At 73.1% G+C, this 17,919-nt stretch carries 18 protein-coding genes; 6 read left to right on the top strand and 12 right to left on the bottom strand.

The window, feature by feature from the left end; all coding sequences use genetic code 11:
• Position 1 precedes the first annotated feature (1 nt).
• A complete protein-coding gene (locus tag ABZZ79_RS10515; protein WP_356688516.1) occupies positions 2–859 on the top strand; it encodes a MoxR family ATPase in 858 nt (285 codons plus the stop codon).
• Between the two features lie 93 nt (positions 860–952).
• On the opposite strand, the gene ABZZ79_RS10510 is transcribed toward ABZZ79_RS10515, so the two are convergent.
• The 4 genes from ABZZ79_RS10510 to ABZZ79_RS10495 form a co-directional block, all read right to left on the bottom strand.
• Complete coding sequence (locus ABZZ79_RS10510) at positions 953–1,654, bottom strand: SDR family oxidoreductase (RefSeq protein WP_356688515.1); 702 nt, start codon at positions 1,652–1,654, stop codon at positions 953–955.
• A gap of 161 nt (positions 1,655–1,815) precedes the next feature.
• The gene (locus tag ABZZ79_RS10505; protein ID WP_356688514.1) at positions 1,816–2,181 is read right to left on the bottom strand and encodes a cupin domain-containing protein; all 366 of its coding nucleotides are present in this window, start codon (positions 2,179–2,181) and stop codon (positions 1,816–1,818) included.
• A 213-nt stretch (positions 2,182–2,394) separates the two neighbouring features.
• Positions 2,395–3,375: a pyridoxal-phosphate dependent enzyme gene (locus tag ABZZ79_RS10500; RefSeq protein WP_356688513.1), complete on the bottom strand. Its 981-nt coding sequence runs from the start codon at positions 3,373–3,375 to the stop codon at positions 2,395–2,397.
• Positions 3,372–4,082: a helix-turn-helix transcriptional regulator gene (locus ABZZ79_RS10495; protein ID WP_356688512.1), complete on the bottom strand. Its 711-nt coding sequence runs from the start codon at positions 4,080–4,082 to the stop codon at positions 3,372–3,374. The genes ABZZ79_RS10500 and ABZZ79_RS10495 overlap by 4 nt, the downstream gene beginning before the upstream one ends.
• Before the next feature lie 189 nt (positions 4,083–4,271).
• Here ABZZ79_RS10495 and ABZZ79_RS10490 point away from each other — a divergent pair, with 189 nt between their 5' ends.
• From ABZZ79_RS10490 to ppk2, 4 genes are all read left to right on the top strand, one after another.
• The gene (locus tag ABZZ79_RS10490) at positions 4,272–4,547 is read left to right on the top strand and encodes a dsRBD fold-containing protein (RefSeq protein WP_356688511.1); all 276 of its coding nucleotides are present in this window, start codon (positions 4,272–4,274) and stop codon (positions 4,545–4,547) included.
• Positions 4,548–4,655: 108 nt separating this feature from the next.
• Complete coding sequence (locus ABZZ79_RS10485; protein WP_356688510.1) at positions 4,656–5,240, top strand: hypothetical protein; 585 nt, start codon at positions 4,656–4,658, stop codon at positions 5,238–5,240.
• Between the two features lie 51 nt (positions 5,241–5,291).
• On the top strand, positions 5,292–6,605 hold the full coding sequence (locus ABZZ79_RS10480; protein ID WP_356688509.1) for a phosphoribosyltransferase: 1,314 nt from the start codon (positions 5,292–5,294) through the stop codon (positions 6,603–6,605).
• 43 nt (positions 6,606–6,648) lie between these two features.
• Complete coding sequence (gene ppk2 / locus ABZZ79_RS10475) at positions 6,649–7,464, top strand: polyphosphate kinase 2 (RefSeq protein ID WP_356688508.1); 816 nt, start codon at positions 6,649–6,651, stop codon at positions 7,462–7,464.
• Between the two features lie 19 nt (positions 7,465–7,483).
• Here ppk2 and ABZZ79_RS10470 read toward each other — a convergent pair whose 3' ends face one another.
• From ABZZ79_RS10470 to ABZZ79_RS10455, 4 genes are all read right to left on the bottom strand, one after another.
• A complete protein-coding gene (locus tag ABZZ79_RS10470; protein ID WP_356688507.1) occupies positions 7,484–7,621 on the bottom strand; it encodes an SDR family oxidoreductase in 138 nt (45 codons plus the stop codon).
• Positions 7,618–7,809 carry a hypothetical protein gene (locus tag ABZZ79_RS10465; RefSeq protein WP_356688506.1) on the bottom strand — a complete coding sequence of 64 codons (192 nt, stop codon included), beginning with the start codon at positions 7,807–7,809 and terminating at the stop codon, positions 7,618–7,620. Before ABZZ79_RS10465 ends, ABZZ79_RS10470 begins: the two co-directional genes overlap by 4 nt.
• A gap of 147 nt (positions 7,810–7,956) precedes the next feature.
• Positions 7,957–8,643: a TetR/AcrR family transcriptional regulator gene (locus tag ABZZ79_RS10460; RefSeq protein ID WP_356688505.1), complete on the bottom strand. Its 687-nt coding sequence runs from the start codon at positions 8,641–8,643 to the stop codon at positions 7,957–7,959.
• 118 nt (positions 8,644–8,761) lie between these two features.
• Entirely contained in the window at positions 8,762–10,846 is a 2,085-nt protein-coding gene (locus ABZZ79_RS10455; RefSeq protein ID WP_356688504.1) for a SpoIIE family protein phosphatase, read from the bottom strand.
• A 290-nt stretch (positions 10,847–11,136) separates the two neighbouring features.
• Between ABZZ79_RS10455 and ABZZ79_RS10450 the strand changes: the two genes are divergently transcribed.
• Positions 11,137–11,826, top strand: a complete 690-nt coding sequence (locus ABZZ79_RS10450) for a GntR family transcriptional regulator (RefSeq protein WP_356688503.1) — start codon at positions 11,137–11,139, stop codon at positions 11,824–11,826.
• A 32-nt stretch (positions 11,827–11,858) separates the two neighbouring features.
• On the opposite strand, the gene ABZZ79_RS10445 is transcribed toward ABZZ79_RS10450, so the two are convergent.
• The 4 genes from ABZZ79_RS10445 to ABZZ79_RS10430 are packed head-to-tail and all read right to left on the bottom strand — an operon-like array spanning position 11,859 to position 17,539.
• Positions 11,859–12,905: a hypothetical protein gene (locus tag ABZZ79_RS10445; RefSeq protein WP_356688502.1), complete on the bottom strand. Its 1,047-nt coding sequence runs from the start codon at positions 12,903–12,905 to the stop codon at positions 11,859–11,861.
• Positions 12,902–14,785, bottom strand: coding sequence for a LodA/GoxA family CTQ-dependent oxidase (locus ABZZ79_RS10440; protein ID WP_356688501.1), 1,884 nt, complete (start codon positions 14,783–14,785; stop codon positions 12,902–12,904). The genes ABZZ79_RS10445 and ABZZ79_RS10440 overlap by 4 nt, the downstream gene beginning before the upstream one ends.
• Positions 14,786–14,795: 10 nt before the next feature.
• Entirely contained in the window at positions 14,796–16,211 is a 1,416-nt protein-coding gene (locus tag ABZZ79_RS10435) for a radical SAM protein (protein WP_356688500.1), read from the bottom strand.
• Positions 16,208–17,539 carry a hypothetical protein gene (locus ABZZ79_RS10430; protein WP_356688499.1) on the bottom strand — a complete coding sequence of 444 codons (1,332 nt, stop codon included), beginning with the start codon at positions 17,537–17,539 and terminating at the stop codon, positions 16,208–16,210. Before ABZZ79_RS10430 ends, ABZZ79_RS10435 begins: the two co-directional genes overlap by 4 nt.
• Positions 17,540–17,919 lie beyond the last annotated feature (380 nt).

Below are 17,919 nucleotides of genomic sequence, written 5' to 3'. Positions count from 1 at the left end.
GTTGTTCACTTCCGTCGACGACGTCTCCGCACGCCTCGCCGAGGCGGGATACCTCGCCTCCCCCGCCGTGGCCACGGCCGTGTTCCTCGCCGACCGGCTCGGCAAACCGCTGCTCGTCGAGGGCCCGGCGGGCACCGGCAAGACCGAACTCGCCAAGGCCGTGGCGGCCGTCTCGGACGCCAGGCTGGTCCGGCTCCAGTGCTACGAGGGCGTGGACGAGGCCCGCGCGCTGTACGAGTGGAACCACGCCAAGCAGCTGCTGCGGATCAGCGCGGGCCGCGACGAGTCCTGGGACGAGACCCGCACGGACATCTTCAGCGAGGAGTTCCTGCTCCCCCGGCCCCTGCTGACCGCGATCCGCGGCGACGACCCCAAGGTCCTGCTGATCGACGAGACCGACAAGGCCGACGTCGAGGTGGAGGGCCTGCTCCTGGAGGTGCTCAGCGACTTCCAGGTGACCGTCCCCGAACTGGGCACGGTCCGCGCGACCCGCCGCCCGTTCGTCGTGCTCACCTCCAACGCCAGCCGCGAACTGTCGGAGGCCCTGCGCCGCCGCTGTCTGTTCCTGCACATCGGCTTCCCCGAGGAGGAGCTGGAGCGGCGCATCGTACGGCTGAAGGTGCCCGAGCTGGAGGAGGCACTGGCGGCGTCCGTGGTGCGGGTGGCGGGCGCGCTGCGCGCCATGGACCTCAGGAAGGTGCCGTCGGTCGCCGAGACCATCGACTGGGCGCGGACGCTGCTCGCGCTGGGCGCCGACACCTTGGACGAGACCGTCGTACGGGACACCCTGGGCGTGGTCCTCAAGCACCAGGACGACCTGCTGAAGGCGGCCGCCAAGCTCGACCTGGACGCCGTGTGACGGCCCCGTCGGATGTCACCACCCGGCAGTTGGGCGAGATCGTCGGCAAGCTGCTGCCGGTCTGAAGCCCGGCGTCCCGGGGCTCCCGGCCGTTCAGGCGGCGAGCTGCGGGTACAGCGCGGTGAGGTCGGCGGACAGACCGGCCTTGACCTGCCGGGTCAGCTCGTCGGCCAGCACCTCGGGGGCGTTCGCCGCGATGCCGTCCAGGGCCTGGGCGGCCACGCTCTCGGGGGTGGACTTGGGCGCGTCGACGCCGGCGGTCATGTCGGTGTCGACGTACCCGACGTGCAGGCCGGTGACCTCGATGCCGCGCGGCTTGAGATCCAGGCGCAGGGAGTTGGTCTGCGACCACAGGGCGGCCTTGGAGGCGCTGTAGGAACCGCCGAGAGCCACCCAGGACAGCACGGAGTGGACGTTGAGGAGATGGCCGCCGCCGTTGCGCTCGACGACGGGCACGAAGGCGCGGGTGACCAGGAGCGGACCGTAGAAGTTCGTCTCGAACTCGCGGCGTACGTCGTCCACGGGAGCGTCGAGGTAGGAGGCGTTCACCGCCGCGCCCGCGTTGTTGATCAGGATCGTGACGTCCTGGGCCTGTTCGGCGGCCGCCGCCACGGACGCGGGGTCGCTCACCTCCAGCGCGAGGGGCACGGCGTCGGGATGGGTCACGGTGCGCGGGTCGCGGGCGGTGGCGTACACCTTCTTCGCTCCACGCTCGTACAGCGCGGCCACAAGGGCGCGGCCGATGCCGCGGCTGCCGCCGGTGACCAGGGCGGTGGCGCCTTCGATCGTCGTCATGAGTCTCTCCCGGGTGCGGGCGCACCCGGGGGCGGGCGCGCGAGGGCACGGACACGGCGGAAACCGATCGGTTTACCGACGTCGTCAGAGTAAACCGATCGGTTTCCACGGTGCAAGGCGGTGTGCCGCCGGGCGGGCGCACACCCGGTCCTCCTGTGCCGTCAGCTCCCCTGCTTCTTCGCGAACTCCTTGGCCGTCTGGCCCTCGAAGTCGAAGGCGACGCAGGCCTCGTCTCCGACGACCCAGGCGTCGTGCCCCGGCGAGCACACGAACACATCGCCCGGGCCGGCCTCGGTCTCGCTGCCGTCGTCCATGAGGATGTGGATCCTGCCCTGGACCACATAGCCGTTGTGGTTCATCTGGCAGGTCTTGGTGCCCGCGATCGGTCCGACGGACTCGGACCAGCGCCAGCCCGGCTCGAAGGTGGCCACGGAGAAGTCGCACCCGGTGAGGTGGACCGCTTCGAGGTGGCCACTGGGAAACTCACGCTGCTCGTCCGGTTTGTCGAGCGCCTTCACTTCCAGCATGACGCTCCTCCTTTCCGGCCGTCCCGGACGGCCGGGTCCGGTCCCCGCCTGCCGCTCCCGGGCCGGGAACGGACTCCGGTGCGGGCCGGGCCCTACCTCTCATCGTCCGCCCGTCAAGGTGGGGGCCGCCATTCGAGTGACCCGGCCGCTGCCGGACGACCGGCCGTCATCGGCCCGCCGGCGCCCCTCACCCGCCCGCTCACTCCTGCTCCCCTACCGCCCTCCCCCGGCGCACAGCTCCGCGAAGCGGTCGGCGTCGATGTTGCCGCCGGAGAGGATGAGGCCGGTGCGGCGGGACGGTCCGGCGGCGCGGCCCGCCAGCAGGGCGGCCAGCGGGGTCGCGCCACTCGGCTCCAGCACGATCTTCAGCCGCTCGAAGGCGAACCGCATCGCCGCCCGGATCTCGTCGTCGCTCACCAGCGCGATGCCGTCGACCAGCCGCCGGTTGACGGAGAACGTCAGCTCGCCGGGCGTGTGCAGGGCCTGTCCGTCGGCGATGGTGTGCGGCACCGGGATACTGACGCGCCGGCCCGCCTCAAGGGACCGCTTGGTGTCGTCCCCCGCCTCCGGCTCCACGCCGACGACGCGTATGCCTGGCTGCAGGCCCTTGGCCGCGGTGGCGCTGCCGGCGATCAGCCCGCCGCCCCCGACCGGCACCACCAGTGTGTCCAACTCGCCCGTCTCCGAGAGCAGTTCCAGCGCCGCCGTGCCCTGCCCTGCGATGACGTCCGGATGCTCGTAGGGCGGGATCAGCGTCAGGCCGCGCTCCGCCGCGAGCGCCTCGGCGAGGGCGACCCGGTCGCCGGTGTAGCGGTCGTAGGTGACGATCTCGGCGCCGTAGCCCTCGGTCGCCGCCCGCTTGGAGCGGGGTGCGTCCTCGGGCATGACGATCACCGCGGTGGTGCCCAGCTCGCGGGCGGCGAGCGCCACGGCCTGGGCGTGGTTGCCGGAGGAGTAGGCGGCGATGCCCCGGGCGAGCCGCTCCGGGGTGAGCCGGGAGGCCGCGTGGTAGGCGCCGCGGAACTTGAACGCGCCCACCCGCTGGAAGTTCTCGCACTTCAGGAAGACCTCGCCGCCCACCAGGGCGTCGAGGGTGCGCGAGCGCAGCACGGGGGTGCGGTGGGCGACCCCCTCGATCCGGGCGGCGGCGGCGCGGACGTCCTCAAGGGTCACGACGGGGGCGGTGGCCGTCACGGGCGGTCTCCGTTCGGGGTCGGGCCGGGTCCGGGGCCGTCCGGGCCCGAGGCTCTGGCCTGGGACAGGTAGTGGTAGGCGGAGGCGCGGGAGATGCCGAGGCGGGTGGCGACCTGCTCGACGGACCGGCGTACGGCGAAGACACCTTGCTCGTCCAGGCCGCGGAACAGTTCCAGGCGTCCGGCGCGGTCCAGCCCGGCCCAGTTCTGGTGCCGGTGGAGCTGGTGGCTGTCGACCATCGCGTCCACCACCGAGTCGATGTCGTTGCCGAAGGTGGTCACGGGCAGGCCGGCCGACGGGGTGCCGCCCAGCCCGGCGAGCGCGCCGAGCAGGGCATGGGCCTGGGAGACCACACCGACGTCCAGGTTGAGGCAGAGGGCGCCGAAGACCGCGCCGGTGGAGTCGCGCAGCAGCACGGTGGACGACTTCACCAGCTGTCCGTCGCGGGTGCGCGTGAGGTAGTTGAGCTCGTCGGCCGCTTCGTCACCGCCGGCCAGTGCGCGCAGGCCGATCTCGCTCATCGCCCCGCCGACCGCGCGCCCGGTCACCGAACCGGCAACGGCGACCACGGACTCCTCCGGCCGCCGGTAGTCGTGCAGCACCGCTTCGCAGACGGGTCCGAAGGTCGCGGCGATCCCGGCCACGACCGGGGTGAACGCGGCGATGACCGCGTCCCGCTCGCGCTCCAGATCCTCTTCGGCGGTCATGCGTCCACTCCCCTTCACGCCCCCTCTTCCGCTTCCCTCTCCTGCCTGGACTGACAGTCCAGCCGCTGTACGAATAGTCTAAGCACCGGGGACGCGGGGCGCGCAAGTCCTCCGTTCGGGTGGCTGGACCGGGCCGTCGGCGGGGCGCAGGCTGTATGAAGGGGCGAATTCCGCACGGGAGTGATCGCGATGCCGGACAAGCAGTGGAACGTGCAGATCTACATCACCGAGGACGGCGACGACACACGGGCACGAGCCGTCCTGACCACGGGCGACACCGGCGGCACGGGTGAGACCGACACCGTCACCGGCCGGGGCACGGCCCGGCGCAGCCCGCTCGACCGGCCCGTCCCCGAGATCGGCGACGAACTCGCCGCCAGCCGGGCCCTGGAGGACCTCGCCATCCGGCTGCACGACGTGGCCGCGGACGACATCGTGCAGCTCTCCGGACCGGTCAGGGCGTGACGCGTGGGGTGACCGACCCCGTCCGGGCGGGGACCCCACGACGGCTCCGGCCCCCAGAGGTGGCCCCGCCGCGCCCGCGGTGTGACCCTGTTAGGGAGGTGCGAACCGATGCGCGACAGCAGGAAGTCAACTCAGTGGCTGTGGCGGTGGCGGAACAACCCGCTGCGGCGGCACGACGACGTCGTCGAGGGCTGGATCCTGCTCGCGGTATGGCTGGTCGCCCTCGTCGGCGGGATCGTCGCCGGGGTCGTCACGGCCCGCGCCGCGGACGCCACGTTCGCCCGGCAGCGCGCCGAGCGCACCGCCGTCCAGGCCGTGGTGATTGGCGGCGCGCCGTCCGACGCGCCACGGGCCGGCACCGTCTCCGACCAGGTCAGGGCGAAGGTCCGGTGGACCGCGCCGGACGGCTCCGCACGCACCGGGATCGCCCTCGTGGACGCCGGGCACAGGACCGGCTCCCAGGTCGTGGTCTGGCAGGACACCCAGGGCACGCTCGCCGCCGCGCCGCCCACCCGGGCCGAGGCCTCCGTCGAGGCCGGACTCCTCGGCACTGCCGCGTCCGTGGCCTTCGCCGGCACGGCGCTCGGTGCCGCGGCCGTCACCCGGTGGCGGATGGACAAGCGGCGCATGGACCGGTGGGACCGTGAGTGGGAGCTGGTCGGCCCACGCTGGGGCGGCCACATGACCGGCTGACGGACAGGGCAGCCACCTGACCGGCCGACGACACCGCGAGGAAGGTGCCACATGCGCTTCGAGAACCGTGTGGACGCCGGACTGCGGCTCGCGGACGCCCTGGAGGGCCTGCGCGGCACGGACGTGGTCGTGCTCGGCCTGCCGCGCGGCGGCATCCCGGTCGCCTACCAGGTGGCCCGCTGTCTGCACGCACCGCTCGACGTCCTCGTCGTCCGCAAGCTCGGGGTTCCCTGGCAGCCGGAGCTCGCCTTCGGCGCGATCGGCGAGGGCGGCGTCCGCGTCCTCAACGAAGACGTCCTGAACGCGACCAGGGTGACCCCGCAGGAGCAGGCCGAGGTCGAGCAACGCGAACGCGCCGAACTCGTACGACGCGTCACCGCGTACCGCGCCGGACGCCCGCCCGCCCCGCTGAGCGGCCGCACGGTCGTCGTCGTGGACGACGGCCTGGCCACCGGGGCCTCCGCGACGGTCGCCTGCCAGGTGGTGCGCGGACAGGGCGCGGCCCGGATCGTGCTGGCCGTCCCGGTGGCCCCCGACCGCATCCCGGCGCGGCTGCGCGAGGCCGCCGACGAGCTGGTGTGCCTGGAGACACCGAGCGTGTTCGGCTCGGTCGGCGCCTGGTACCGCGACTTCGAACAGACCGGCGACGCGGAGGTCGGCGCGCTGCTCGCCCGCGCCATCCGTCCGGCGCCGGACGCCGACGGCCTGCCGCCCGATCCCGAGGTGGAGGTCCCCGCGGACGGGATGCGGCTCGCCGCCCGGTTCGCCCTGCCAGGCGGCGCCCCGGCCGTGGTGGCGTTCGCGCACGGCAGCGGCAGCAGCCGGCACAGCCCCCGCAACCAGTACGTCGCCGCCGAGCTCAACCGCGCGGGCCTGGGCACCCTGCTGCTGGACCTGCTCACCGAGGACGAGGAGAACGACCGGGGCAACGTCTTCGACACCGTGCTGCTGGCCCGCCGGCTGCGGGCCGCCGCGGACTGGCTGCGCCGCGAGACCGGGCTGCCCGTGTCCTACTTCGGGGCCAGCACCGGGGCGGCCGCGTGCCTGGAGGCCGCCGCCGACGACGACGTCCTGGCGATCGTCTCCCGGGGCGGCCGCCCCGACCTCGCCTCCACCGCCGTCCTCGCGCGGGTCCGCGCGCCCACGCTGCTGGTGGTCGGGAGCCTGGACACCCAGGTGCTCAGCCTCAACCGGCTCGCCGCGGACCGGATGCACTGCGAGCACCGGCTCGCCGTCGTCCCCGGCGCCACCCACCTGTTCACCGAGCCCGGCACCCTCGCCGCGGTGTCCTCCCTGGCCCGGGACTGGTTCACCTCACATCTCACCAGGCCCGACACCGCCGTACGGCATCCCAGTCCGGCGTGACGTACGGTGGCGTCCTGGTGTCCGACCGGCCGGGGAGCGGCGCATGGGCGACAAGAAGACGGCGAGCGGGACGGCGAAGCTGAACCGTAAGACGTACTACTCCGAACTTCTGCGGCTGCAGACCGAGTTGGTGCGGCTCCAGGAGTGGGTGCGGGCCGAGGGCGCGCGGCTGGTCGTGGTCTTCGAGGGCCGGGACGCGGCCGGCAAGGGCGGCACGATCAAGCGCGTCACCGAGCACCTCAACCCGCGCGTCGCCCGGATCGCCGCCCTGCCCAAGCCGACCGAACGGCAGCGGAGCCAGTGGTACTTCCAGCGCTACGTCGAACATCTCCCGGCCGCCGGGGAGATCGTGCTGTTCGACCGGTCCTGGTACAACCGGGCCGGTGTCGAGCATGTGATGGGCTTCTGCACCAAGGAGGAGCACCAGCGCTTTCTGCACCAGTGCCCGATCTTCGAGCGGATGCTCGTGGAGGACGGCATCCTGCTGCGCAAGTACTGGTTCTCCGTCAGCGACGCCGAACAGCAGGACCGCTTCCGCCGCCGCCTGGAGGATCCGCTGCGCCGCTGGAAGCTCTCCCCCATGGACCTGGAGTCGATCACCCGTTGGGAGGCCTACTCCCGCGCCAAGGACGAGATGATGGTCCACACCGACATCAGCGAGGCCCCCTGGTACCTGGTGGAGAGCGACGACAAGCGCCGCGCCCGCCTCAACATGATCGCCCATCTGCTGGACTCGGTACCGTACAAGGACATCCCGCCGCCCGTGCTGGAGCTGCCGCAGCGGCCGTCGTCCACCGGGTACGAGCGCCCGCCGCGCGATCTGCAGACCTACGTCCCGGACCACTCGGCGAGTCTGTGAAGCACCCGGCTCCGGGCCGTCAGCGGGCGAGCCAGCCGCCCTCGACCGCCAGGCAGTGGCCGGTGACGAAGGACGCGGCGTCGGAGGCCGGCCAGAGCACGGCGTCGGCGATCTCCTCGGGTCTGCCGAGACGGCCCATGGGCTCCAGCGCGGTCATCGCACGGCCCGCCCCTCGGGGGTGCCTCCGCTGAAGCGCGCCGCCAGGCCCAGCCGGTCTCCCCTGCCCAGCCCCAGGTCGCGCAGCGCTCGGGCGTGGCGCAGCGAGGTCTCCCGCAGGGCGCCGTAGGTGAGGCGGTCGTGTCCGGCGAAGCTGAGCGCGTCGCTGTCTGCTCGGCTCCGGAACACGGCCCGGTCCACGACAGGTGCGGTGGTGGCCTCGGAGCGTCGTGCTCTCGACGTTCACACGCCCCGCAGCGACGCGACAAGGGACGGAAACGTGTGAGGTCCCCGACGGCCGCGGGGTGAGGTCCCCGACGGCCGCGCCGGTGAGTGTCAGGGGCCGGGCGGGCCCTCCATGACACGTCTCAGTGACGGCAGCAGCGCGTCCAGGTCCTGCCCGGAGCGGAAGGCGATCACGGTGGTGCCGCCGTCGAGGGCGCCCGCGCCCGCCGAGGGCGCCGGGAACAGGTCGAGCACCTCGCGCATCGCCTCGTCGATCTCCGTGACCGGGTCGGCGGACTCACCGCGCAGCCAACGCCGCAGCACATGGTTGTGCGCAGCGACGACGGAGGCCGCCATCAGCTCGGCGCGCAGCGAGGCCCGCGCGGTCGGGTCGCCCATCCACTCGGCGATGAACTCCCTGAAGAGCCGCTGATAGCGCGCCACGCTGGCGATCTCCCGGTCGCGCAGCACGGCGACCTTGCTGGTCAGCGCGTACCGGCGGCGGGCGAGATCGCCCTCGTCGATGTAGTGCAGCAGCACCAGCCGGACCGCGTCCGAGACGGCGACCAGGGCGGTGCTGTGGCTGGAGGTGGCCAGCCGGTCGCGGATGAGGTCGAGCAGCCGGTCGTGGTCGGGGAAGATCACCGCTTCCTTGGACCCGTAGTGCCGGAAGAAGGTCGTACGTCCGACTCCGGCGCGCTCGGCGATGTCGTCGACGGTGGTCTGCTCGTAGCCGCGCTCGTCGAAGAGCGCCAGGGCGGCGTCGGCCAGGCGGATCCGTGCGGGTGGCTTGCTCATGACCGCCCATCCTCTCGTGATCTCACGGACCGGGACTACTCGCCCCACGCAATGGTACTGAGTACCGTATTCGAGAGTCGCGGTACCGACAGTCTCGTGGATTCCCTGACCGGCGGTCTCACAGCAGGGTCATGGGATCGAACTCCGCCGGGGCCAGGGGCTGCTCGGTCCAGATGGTCTTGCCGTGGCGGCCGTAGCGGCTGCCCCAGCGGCGGGCGAGCTGGGCGATGAGGAACAGACCGCGCCCGCCCTCGTCGCTCCAGCGGGCCCGGCGCAGTCGCGGCTGGGTGTTGCTCGGGTCGGTGACCTCGCAGATCAGCGCGTTCTCGCGGATGAGCCGCAGGCCCACGGGGCCACCGGCGTAGCGGACGGCGTTGGTGACCAGCTCACTGATGATCAGCTCCGTGGTGAAGGCCATGTCCTCCAGGCCCCAGGTGGCCAGCTGCTCGGTGGCGACCCGGCGGGCGGTGGACACCACGCTCGGCTCGGCCGGGAACTCCCAGCTCGCCATGTGCTCCGCGGCGACGACACGGGTGCGGGCCAGCAGCACGGCGATGTCGTCGCGCGGCGGCGCGCCGTCCAGGTCGGCGAGCAGCGCCCGGCCCGCGTCCTCCAGGGGGTGGCCGGGGCGGCAGGAGTCGGCGAGGGTGTTTATCAGCCAGCGCAGCCCGCCGTCGCCGTAGGTGTCGTGACGTTCGATCAGGCCGTCGGTGTAGAGGGCCAGGACGCTGTCGGGCGCGAGATCGACGGTCGTCGACTCGAAGGGCATGCCTCCCACGCCGAGGGGCGGTCCGGGCGTGACCTCGATCGCCTCGGTGGTGCCGTCGGGCCGGGTCACGACCGGTGGCGGGTGCCCGGCGCTGGCCAGCGAACAGCGCCGGGTGATCGGGTCGTAGACGGCGTACAGGCAGGTGGCGACGAACGGGCCCGCCGGGTCGGCCTCCTTGCCGAACTGCTGCACCAGGTCGTCCAGGTGGGTGAGCAGCTCGGTGGGATCGAGTTCGAGGTCCGCGAGCGTGCGGACGGCGGTGCGCAGCCGGCCCATGGTGGCGGTGGCGTACAGGCCGTGGCCCGCGACGTCCCCGACGACCAGGGCGACGCGCAGCGAGGGCAGCGGGATGACGTCGTACCAGTCGCCGCTGATCCCGGCCCCGCTGCGGGTGGGCAGATACAGGCCGTGTGTCTCGGCCGCGGGCGCGTCGGTGGTCGGCTCGGGCAGCAGCCGCTGCTGGAGGGCGAGCACCGAGCGGTGTTCGCGGGTGTAGCGGCGGGCGTTGTCGACGCTGAGCGCGGCCCGTGAGGCGATCTCCGTCAGCAGGTCGGCGTCCACGTGGTCGAACTCGTCGAGCTGGTCGGTGCGCCAGACGGCGATGGTGCCGAGGACCAGGCCACGGGCGAAGAGGGGCGCCCAGAGGGCGGAGTGGCCGCGCTCGGGGATGGCCAGCCGGTGCTGCTCGGGTGAGTCGAAGAGGGCGGCCACCTTGTCCCGGGAGAAGACGGCGGCCCGGCCGTGCTGGACGTCGCGCAGTTCGCTGGTGGAGAGCACCGGGGGGATGGTCTGGCCCGGCTGGGTGAGGTGGGCCGGCCAGATCCCGCCGACCGCGGCCACGGCGGTCCGGCGCAGGTGCAGGCTTCCGGTGCCGGCGATCCTCGGCGGTTCGTTGCCCTCCAGGACGCCGTCGGCGAGTTCGACGCTCGCGAGGTCTCCCAGGGCGGGGACGAGGACGTTCACCAGGTCCTGGGCGGTGCGGGCCGCGTCCAGCGAGCCGCCGATCCGGGTGGCCGCCGCGTGCAGCAGGTCCCGTTCGCGGCGGGAGCGGCGCTGGACGCTCCCGCCGCCCGGGAAGGCCTCCGAGTCGTCCGCCTCCGTCCCCGCGCCCCCGCCCGTCTCGGCACTCGCGGGGGCGAGGAGGACCAGGATGTCGGTGGAGGGCTCCTGGGGCACGGGCCGGAGGATGACGTCGACCCGGCCGCCGTTGCGGTGCCGCAGGCGTACGGGGCCCGCCGTCGGGAGATCGTCCTCGCCGGGGGCGTCCAGCAGGGCGCGAAAGCGCCGGCCGCAGACCTCGTCGGCGGGCCGGCCGATCAGCGCGGCAGCCGCGGCCGACCAGCGCACGACCGTGCCGCGGGCGTCAAGCAGAGCTGTCGCGACGGCCGTGAGCGGTACCCCCGGGCCCGCTTCACCGGTGGTGGACCCGCCCATCTCGCTCCTTCCCACCTCCACTGCCCCGAATTTCACGGTACGTCCGCAGACCTCTCCCCACCATGGATATTTTTTATATGATGCGTGATCGGTGGTTTCCACCGGAAAGGCATGACGGACACCGAGGCACTCTCCCGGGTGCACCGGCGGGTGGTGCACGCCCTCAAGGCGTCCGCGGCAACGTCCCCGCCCGGTGAATCCGGGACCGAGGGCAGGTGACGGCGACAGCCGAAGTTATATGATGTTTGATCAACGCAACTGTCGGCCGGACATCGGGAAACGGGATACACATGGCGCGCGACCGGGACCCCAGGCGACTGCAGCTCTCCGAGGAGGTGGCCGGCTACGTCCGTGAGCTGATCATCTCCGGTCAGGTCAGGCCCGGTGAGTTCCTGCGCATGGAGCCGATCGCCGAGGCGGTCGGCGTGAGCAACACCCCGGTCCGCGAAGGCCTGCTGGCGCTCAGCAGCGAGGGCTTCATCGAGCTGGTCCCGCGCCGGGGATTCGTGGTCACCCCGTTCTCCCGGCAGGACGTGCGCGACCTGTTCTGGGTCCAGGCCCAGCTCGGCGGCGAGCTGGCCGCCCGCGCGGCCAAGCAGATCACCCCCGAGCAGCTCGACCAGCTGGAGCGGATCGTCAAGCAGCAGGAGGAGGCCACCGAGGCCGCCGACGAGGAGGCCATGGTCGAGCACGGCCACGCCTTCCACCGTCTGATCAACCTCGCCGCCGACTCCCAGCGCCTCGCCCTGCTGCTGCGCTCGGTGGTCCGGCACCTTCCGAACCACTTCTACGTGTCCATCGAGGGCCGCGCGGCCGCGACCCGCGAGGAGCACCCGCTGATCGTCGAGGCCCTGCGCCGGGGCAGCGCCCGGATGGCCCGCTCGCTCATGGAGCAGCACATCCTGGACAGCGCCGACCACCTCATCGAGATGCTGGAGGCCCGGGGGCTGTGGCAGGACGATGAGGAGGCGGCCTCCTGACGGCTCGCCTCGACGGCTGCAACGCGCGCCCGTCATCCGGGCGGCCTGGTCTCGGTGATCGCCCCGGTGATCGCCACGGGCGACACGGCCGTGGTCGGCACGGCGGCGCGGTGGACCGGCTCGCCCGGTCTCGCGGCGGCGATCTCGTCCCGCCAGGCCGGGTCCGGGAAGGCAGGGGCGTACAGCAGGGCGCAGCTGCGCAGATGCTCGTGGAAGGCGGCCCGCAGGCGCTCGGCGTAGTGGGCGCACAGGGCGTCGGCCGGAGTGCCCTTGGACGCCGCGTCGATGACGGCGGCGGCGAGAATGCCGGTGCGCAGGGCCTGGGCGGTGCCGGTGCCGCTGAGCGGATCGCAGCGCAGGGCGCCGGCTCCGACGGTCAGCACTCCGCCGGTTCCGTCGGACGGCGGCCTGGCCGGAGCCGGATGCAGGCGCGGGGCCGCGGGGACGGCGACGGCCGCGTCCGGCGGCTGCCGCGGTACGTGGCCCAGTCCGCTCTCGTCGAGCAGCCGGGCCAGCAGTGCGGCGGGTTCGGCGGCGGGACCGGGCACCATGGCCTGTGCCAGGCACTGTCCGTCTCCGAGGGGCGTCAGATGCACCCAGCCCAGCCGGGCGGTGGCCAGTCGGGCGGTGCGCTGGTCCTGGCCGGCGGCGAGCGGCGCGGTCCCGGCCAGCAGGGTGCGCCGCCCGTGGGTGCGGTGGGATTCGTCGGGGGGCCGGGCCGTCACGGTCCACTCGGTGCGGCCCGGCGGGGGCGTGCGGGCTTCGAGCCGGGCCCGTATCCGGGCGGCCAGCCGCACGCCCTCCACGACGACGGCGGGTTGCGGGAAGCGGGCCGGTGCCGCGGCACCCCAGACCACCTCGCGTTCGGTCAGCCCCCAGGTGCCGTCGAGCAGCCCGTCGCCCCACAGGGACCGAAGCAGTTCCAGGGTGGGCCCGTTGAGCAGCAGTGGCCGGGGGCCTGCCGCCGCCGCGGGAGCCTCGGGGGCGAGGCGGACGCGGTGACCGCGCCCGGCGAGGAGCCGGGCGCAGGTCAGTTCGGCCAGTCCGGACCCGGTGACCGCGACCGCGGACGGTGTCATGCGTCGAGCAGGGAGAGCATGGACTCGGTCTGGGTCTGCTGGGCGATGATGATCCGCCGCGTCGGCAGGTCGGCGAGGGCACGGATCTCCTGCTGTGCCTCGATCGCGGCGAGCGCGGCGGACCGGGCGACCTGTCCGTCGGCCGCCCCGAGGGCCGCCGGCTGCGCGAAGGCGGCGGGCAGCGTGAAGCGTGGCCCGACGTCGCGGGCGGCCAGCATGTGGTTGATCTGGTGCAGGTTCTCCATGGTGACCCGGGACTGTTCGATCAGGACGCCGCCGGCCCGGTCCTGCAGGGCGAAGGTGCTGTTCAGCAGCCCGAGCAGCAGCGCGTAGTACTGGTCGCTGAGGGTCAGCAGCTGGGTCTGCAGAGGGCTGCCGTCGCCCGCGCCGAGGGGCCGCAGGTACTGGGCGGGCGTGAATGGCGACAGGTGCCGTTTGACCGCGGTGAAGCGGCGGAAGTGGTCGCCTCCCTCGTCGATGATGAGCTTGATGAGGTGGGAGAGCCGGTCGTGCTCGGGGAACAGGTCCTTCTGCCGCACGAGGCTCTGGTGCAGTTGGACGTACATGCCGTCGACGCCCGTGCCCTGATCCTGGCTCGGCGACTCGACGTCGATGAACCACTGCAACTGCTCGGCGGTGAGCAGGCGCCGCTCGACGGTGTGGGTCTCTCCGCCGCGCATGATCTCGGCGGCGCGGCCGACGACCGGCTGCTGTCCGAGGGTGCCCAGTGCCTCGTTGACCCAGCGCAGATGGCGCATCTCGTCGACGGCCACCTGGAACACCTCCTGGCCCGCCCGGTGCACGGCCCGGGTGAGCCGGCTGGGCTGGGGTGTGGCGGGCAGTTCCCTCGGGGCGTTGAGCGAGTAGTGCGCGTAGAGGTACTCCATGCACAGCGCGTGCTCGACGGTGGCCAGGGTCCTGAGCTTGTCGATCACCTGCGGCCGGTCCAGCAGGGTCACCGGCGGGGGCTCGACGAGCCCGATGCTGTCGTCCTCGCGGTCGTTGAGCACGACGGGCAGGACGTTCCAGTCCTGGATGAGGCCCGAGTAGGTGAACTCGCTTCTTCTGCGCGGGCCTTCCTGGTTGGGCGGGCTGTCGTCGTTGTCCAGGTCGGGCACGGGCGTACGGTCGGCGCGCAGGAAGTTCATCTGCGGGACGCTGCCGTCCGCGCTGCTGGTGACGTCGGGCTTGGAGGAGGCCCAGTAGAAGCACATGCAGTCGCGGAAGTCGTACTGCCAGGGTGCGCACATGCTGCGGGTGAGGTCCCCGGGTTCGTAGGCCCGCGGGTCGATCACCCCGTCCTCGGTGAGGTACTCGGCCCGGTCGGCGACCAGGACGGCCAGCCTGACGCGGCCGTTCGGGCCGCGCAGGACGAAGCTGTCGCCGGCTGCCCACTGCTGGTCGAGCGCGGCGACGGCGGTCGACCCGGTGGACGGGTCGCCGGGGCCGGGGCCGATGAGGACGGCGATCGGGCCGGGCAGCAGGTCGTGCACGGCACGCCAGGCCAGAAGTCCGGACGCGCCGCGGCAGTCCACCGGGGCGACCTGCCCGTCGGTCTGGTCCACGGTGGTGCGCCCGCACACCGCCCAGACGTACAGCGGGCGTTCGGCGGGGAGGTCGGCGTTGGTGAGGCCCTCGGCCTCGGGCACTCCCCCGGTGATCTCCAGCACCCGCGATCCCTCGCCGCGGTGGAAGTCCACCACGAGTCCCGGGAGGAACCGCTTGTCCATGTTGCGCTGGTCGAACTCCAGCCCGGGGAAGCAGTTGTCGACCCCGCTCTCGGGGCGGGTGCCGGACGGGTTGCCCCGCACGATGTGGTCGGCGCGGGCGGTGAGGTTGCGCGGGAAGATCTTCTCGCCGGGCGGCGGCAGGTCGGGCATGGCTGGTCCTTCAGACGGTGCCGACGGTGCCGACGGCGGGGTACGGGGCGGACTGCTGGAAGAACTCGGGTGCTGCCTGCGCGAGTTCGACGTAGGCACGCAGACAGAAGGCCAGCCAGCCGCGGATGTAGTCGCAGCCGGGGCGGCCCCGGCGGCTCACCTCGTGGTAGCAGCCGCCCCCGCACAGATAGCGGGCCCAGCAGGAGCGGCACGGCTCCGACCGGTCGACATGACGTTCCGTCAGGAGCCGTTGCCGCAGGGCTGTGTCGCTGCCCTCGGCGACGGTGCCCATGGCGAAGGCGGGGTCGTCGACGAGCCGGTGGCAGGCGTACAGCCGGCCCTCGGCCGAGGCGCTGAGGTAGCCGGCGCCCGCCCCGCAGGGGTAGGGGCGGTGGGTTCCCCGGTGCAGTTGGCGCAGGGCGGTCTGGAAGTTGCCGAAGGGGTAGTGCCGTCCGGCCGACAGCTCGCGCAGCGCTCGCTCGCCGCACTCCGTCATCTGGGCCAGGAACTCCTGGAACGCGCCCGTGCCGATCTCGTACGCGGGATCGGGAGCGCTCACCACGGCGGCGAAGCCGACCTCGTCGAAGCCCAGCCCGATCCCGTGCTCCAGGATGTCGAGCAGCCGCCCGGTGTACGGCGTGACACTGACGCGGGCGCTGAGATGACGCGGGCGGCCGTGCCGGGCCAGGGTGTCCAGCCCGGCGCGCAGCCGGTCGTAGGCGCTGCCTCCGCCGGGGGCGCGCCGCAGCGCGTCGTGGCCGGCCCGGTCGCCGTCCAGGCTGACCGTGACGGTGAAGGGGTGGTCGGCGAACAGCCGGGCGTCCTGCGGGCGGACCGTGGTGAGGTTCGTGGTCAGGGCGAAACGGACCTGATGGCCGGTGGCCGCTCCCGCCCCGGTGGCGTGGGCGACCACCTCGTGGATCAGGTCCCGGGCGAGCAGGGGTTCGCCGCCCATGAAGCCGACCACCACGTCGGCGCCGGGTGCGGCCTCGGCCAGCAGCCGGTCCACCGCGGCGAAGGCGGTGTCGCGGGGCATGACGCGCGCGGTGCCGCCGAAGCGGCCCTCGTCGGCGTAGCAGTGACCGCAGCTCAGGTTGCAGGCCTGCATCACGTTCAGCGAGATCGAGGCCGGCGGCGGAGGCTCGGCGAGCGGCCCGTCGATGCGGCGCTCGCCCCACAGGGGGAGGTCCAGCGCGTCAGCCAGGTCGGCCGACGAGCCGTTGGGTGCGGCCGTCCACCGCTCCAGCCGGGCGGCCAGTTCCTCGGGCAGGTCGTAGACGCGGCTGCCGTCGGCGACGAAGAGGTGCGCGCCGTGCGCGCTGCGGAAGACCTTGACCTCCGCCGAGGCGGCGGGCGGGGCCGGGTCGGGCGCATGGGGGCGCGGCTGCTCGGGCGGGCGCCTGCCGATCTGGAGCAGTACGGTCATGTGCCCGCCTCCGTGGACTCGCGCAGCGAGCGGGCCCAGCCCTCCAGCAGGTCGTACTGGCGGCGGGTCAGATGCAGCGCGGCACCGTCCGCGCCACGCATGTCCACCGGCATCAGCGCGTTGAACGAGGGGTCCGCGCCGGGCTGCCGGACGACCGCCCGGATGAGGTCCGGCCGTTCCCGCAGCAGGTCCTCCAGCATCTCCAGCGCCACGAAGCGGCGGTGTCTGCGCCGGCCCTGCTCGGTGAGCCCGAGCAGCACGCCGGTCAGGGGCACAGCTCGGGGCAGGGCCTCGAAGATGCCGTTCATCACGTCCAGGTTGACGTTGCCCATGGTCTCCAGGATGCGCTCGAAGAGATCACGCGTCTCCCGGGCCGTCAGCTCCGTGTCGGCCAGGTATTCGGGTCGGCGTACGTCACCGCGGCGGACGCGGTCGGTCAGTCCGTCGGCGATGGAGACGAAGGGTCTGCGGTCCGGGGAGAACACGGGCGGGCAGGCCACCACTCGGCCGGTGGCGCTCGGTCCGCCGCGCAGGGAGACGGTCACCAGTCCGTCGCAGACGTCGTCCACCAGACCCACCGACCGGCCGCGCTCCGCGCCCGCGAAGAGTCCGCCCGGCACGGTCCGGGGGTCCTCGCCGGTCAGCTGCCAGTCGGACCATCGCGCGTCGGGGTTGAGGAAGCGCCGCTCCTGCGGCACCTGGTAGTTGCCGTCGGAGGGGAGGTCGGACGGGCCGTAGACGAATCCGGCCGCGGGCGTGAACCGCAGCCGCAGTTCGGGCAGTCGGGGGTTCGGGGCGGGGAGCTGGACGGAGCCGAGCGGCACGCTCCGGCCGGCCGGGACCAGCGGTTCGGGCGCGTCCTGCGGGGAGGTGCCGTCGAGCCGGTGGCGCTGGTGGTCGTCGCCCCGCACCTCGACCCGCGCCTCGATGCGGTCGCCCTCGCTCTGGGTCAGGTGATGCGCCTTGAGGTTGGCGACCGCAACGGTCCAGGTCACGTCGGCGAGGCTCAGGCCGAACTCCCGCAGCACGTCCTCGGTCACCGGCCCGTCGTGGCGCTCACCGTCCACCGTCCAGCTGCCGTGGACCTCGAAGTACGGGCAGATCGGGCGCCACCCCTGAGCGTCCTTGAACCGCACATGTTCGGGGGTCCGCTGGGAGAGTGTGCCGTTCGCGGCCAGGTCGAGGGTCGGCTGGGGCACCACCGTGGTCTTGCCGGTGCCGCGCGGGGTGAGATCGCTCGGCCCCCAGCTGTGGTTGTCGCACGGGGTGCGGGACGGGCCCAGCCGGGCGAAGGCGAGCGGGGGCTGGAGCCAGAGCTGCTCGATCACCGGCATCTCCTAGCGGTCGGCGACAAGATGACGCAACGTCATCGAGCCTAGCAGTTTCGTCACTCTCGGTCATGGACCGTGGGCGGGCGGCGCCCCGGGGTCAGGAGGCAGTGGAATGCGGGCAGTTCGGCAGCGGGGGCCCGTCCCCGGTGCGTACGGCGGGGAGCCGGGCGACGGCGGGCGCCGAACCGCCCGGAAGCCGCACACGGAACCACCGGGTGCAACCGACGCACGGGCGAAGGCTCACCGCGTGGGAAGGATCTCGGCGAGCCGGCCGCGGACCCGCGTTTCGATACCGTCGCGGATCGGGTGGAGGGCATGGACACCCTGCCGACGCGCGGCCTCGTTGGCGCACCACCGCCGCGCCGAGCACACCGCCC

It is taken from the genome of Streptomyces sp. NPDC006458, assembly GCF_040612135.1.
GTDB lineage: Bacteria > Actinomycetota > Actinomycetes > Streptomycetales > Streptomycetaceae > Streptomyces.
Note: the sequence above shows the minus strand (reverse complement) of the source record. Positions and strands in the feature narration are given on the sequence as shown.